11 protein-coding genes are annotated in these 1,641 nt (G+C 34.5%); all 11 read left to right on the plus strand.

Annotated elements, in window-relative coordinates; all coding sequences use genetic code 11:
• The first annotated feature begins 14 nt into the window (after positions 1-14).
• A complete protein-coding gene (locus ACHRV5_RS22255; RefSeq protein WP_395428321.1) occupies positions 15-146 on the plus strand; it encodes a class I lanthipeptide in 132 nt (43 codons plus the stop codon).
• A 7-nt stretch (positions 147-153) separates the two neighbouring features.
• Positions 154-303 (plus strand): class I lanthipeptide, encoded by a 150-nt coding sequence (locus ACHRV5_RS22260; protein ID WP_230004263.1) that lies wholly within the window; start codon positions 154-156, stop codon positions 301-303.
• Between the two features lie 7 nt (positions 304-310).
• Positions 311-460: a class I lanthipeptide gene (locus tag ACHRV5_RS22265; RefSeq protein ID WP_230004263.1), complete on the plus strand. Its 150-nt coding sequence runs from the start codon at positions 311-313 to the stop codon at positions 458-460.
• A gap of 7 nt (positions 461-467) precedes the next feature.
• The gene (locus tag ACHRV5_RS22270) at positions 468-617 is read left to right on the plus strand and encodes a class I lanthipeptide (protein ID WP_230004263.1); all 150 of its coding nucleotides are present in this window, start codon (positions 468-470) and stop codon (positions 615-617) included.
• A 7-nt stretch (positions 618-624) separates the two neighbouring features.
• Complete coding sequence (locus ACHRV5_RS22275) at positions 625-774, plus strand: class I lanthipeptide (protein ID WP_230004263.1); 150 nt, start codon at positions 625-627, stop codon at positions 772-774.
• Between the two features lie 7 nt (positions 775-781).
• Positions 782-931, plus strand: coding sequence for a class I lanthipeptide (locus ACHRV5_RS22280; RefSeq protein WP_230004263.1), 150 nt, complete (start codon positions 782-784; stop codon positions 929-931).
• A gap of 7 nt (positions 932-938) precedes the next feature.
• Positions 939-1,088: a class I lanthipeptide gene (locus ACHRV5_RS22285; RefSeq protein WP_395428319.1), complete on the plus strand. Its 150-nt coding sequence runs from the start codon at positions 939-941 to the stop codon at positions 1,086-1,088.
• A 7-nt stretch (positions 1,089-1,095) separates the two neighbouring features.
• Complete coding sequence (locus ACHRV5_RS22290; RefSeq protein WP_230004266.1) at positions 1,096-1,245, plus strand: class I lanthipeptide; 150 nt, start codon at positions 1,096-1,098, stop codon at positions 1,243-1,245.
• Between the two features lie 7 nt (positions 1,246-1,252).
• Positions 1,253-1,402, plus strand: coding sequence for a class I lanthipeptide (locus ACHRV5_RS22295; RefSeq protein WP_230004263.1), 150 nt, complete (start codon positions 1,253-1,255; stop codon positions 1,400-1,402).
• A gap of 7 nt (positions 1,403-1,409) precedes the next feature.
• A complete protein-coding gene (locus ACHRV5_RS22300) occupies positions 1,410-1,559 on the plus strand; it encodes a class I lanthipeptide (protein ID WP_230004263.1) in 150 nt (49 codons plus the stop codon).
• 7 nt (positions 1,560-1,566) lie between these two features.
• Positions 1,567-1,641: class I lanthipeptide (locus tag ACHRV5_RS22305; protein ID WP_395428322.1), on the plus strand; the 75-nt coding region annotated here is incomplete at its 3' end.

Here is a 1,641-nt window from a genome sequence, read left to right on the forward strand (position 1 = left end):
AAAAACAAAACACAATCAACAAGTTAGCTTTCAATAAAGTAGCTGTTGCAGAATTAAACGACAACCAAATGTATGACGTTGACGGTGGAACAAGCCCAACATGTCTTTTAGTAATCAGTTATTTATTGGCCAAAGCCCTAGACTAATTCTCTTATGAAAAACAAAAACACAATCAACAAGTTAGCTTTCAATAAAGTAGCTGTTGCAGAATTAAACGACAACCAAATGTATGACGTTGACGGTGGAACAAGCCCAACCTGTCTTTTAGTAATCAGTTATTTATTAGCTAAAGCCCTAGACTAATTCTCTTATGAAAAACAAAAACACAATCAACAAGTTAGCTTTCAATAAAGTAGCTGTTGCAGAATTAAACGACAACCAAATGTATGACGTTGACGGTGGCACAAGCCCAACATGTCTTTTAGTAATCAGTTATTTATTGGCAAAAGCCTTAGACTAATTCTCTTATGAAAAACAAAAACACAATCAACAAGTTAGCTTTCAATAAAGTTGCTGTTGCAGAATTAAACGACAACCAAATGTATGACGTTGACGGTGGCACAAGCCCAACATGTCTTTTAGTAATCAGTTATTTATTGGCTAAAGCCCTAGACTAATCCTCTTATGAAAAACAAAAACACAATCAACAAGTTAGCTTTTAATAAAGTAGCTGTTGCAGAATTAAACGACAACCAAATGTATGACGTTGACGGCGGAACAAGCCCAACATGTCTTTTAGTAATCAGTTATTTATTGGCTAAAGCCCTAGACTAATTCTCTTATGAAAAACAAAAACACAATCAACAAGTTAGCTTTCAATAAAGTTGCTGTTGCAGAATTAAACGACAACCAAATGTATGACGTTGACGGGGGAACAAGCCCAACATGTCTTTTAGTAATCAGTTATTTATTGGCAAAAGCCTTAGACTAATTCTCTTATGAAAAAACAAAACACAATCAACAAGTTAGCTTTTAATAAAGTAGCTGTTGCAGAATTAAACGACAACCAAATGTATGACGTTGACGGTGGCACAAGCCCAACATGTCTTTTAGTAATCGGTTATTTATTGGCAAAAGCCTTAGACTAATTCTCTTATGAAAAAACAAAACACAATCAACAAGTTAGCTTTTAATAAAGTTGCTGTTGCAGAATTAAACGACAACCAAATGTATGACGTTGACGGTGGAACAAGCCCAACCTGTCTTTTAGTAATCAGCTTTTTATTAGCAAAAGCCCTAGACTAATTCTCTTATGAAAAACAAAAACACAATCAACAAGTTAGCTTTCAATAAAGTAGCTGTTGCAGAATTAAACGACAACCAAATGTATGACGTTGACGGTGGCACAAGCCCAACATGTCTTTTAGTAATCAGTTATTTATTGGCAAAAGCCCTAGACTAATTCTCTTATGAAAAACAAAAACACAATCAACAAGTTAGCTTTTAATAAAGTTGCTGTTGCAGAATTAAACGACAACCAAATGTATGACGTTGACGGTGGAACAAGCCCAACCTGTCTTTTAGTAATCAGTTATTTATTGGCAAAAGCCCTAGACTAATCCTCTTATGAAAAACAAAAACACAATCAACAAGTTAGCTTTTAATAAAGTAGCTGTTGCAGAATTAAACGACAACCAAATG

The organism is Flavobacterium sp. FlaQc-52 (genome assembly GCF_044007495.1).
Classification (GTDB): Bacteria; Bacteroidota; Bacteroidia; order Flavobacteriales; family Flavobacteriaceae; genus Flavobacterium; species Flavobacterium cupriresistens.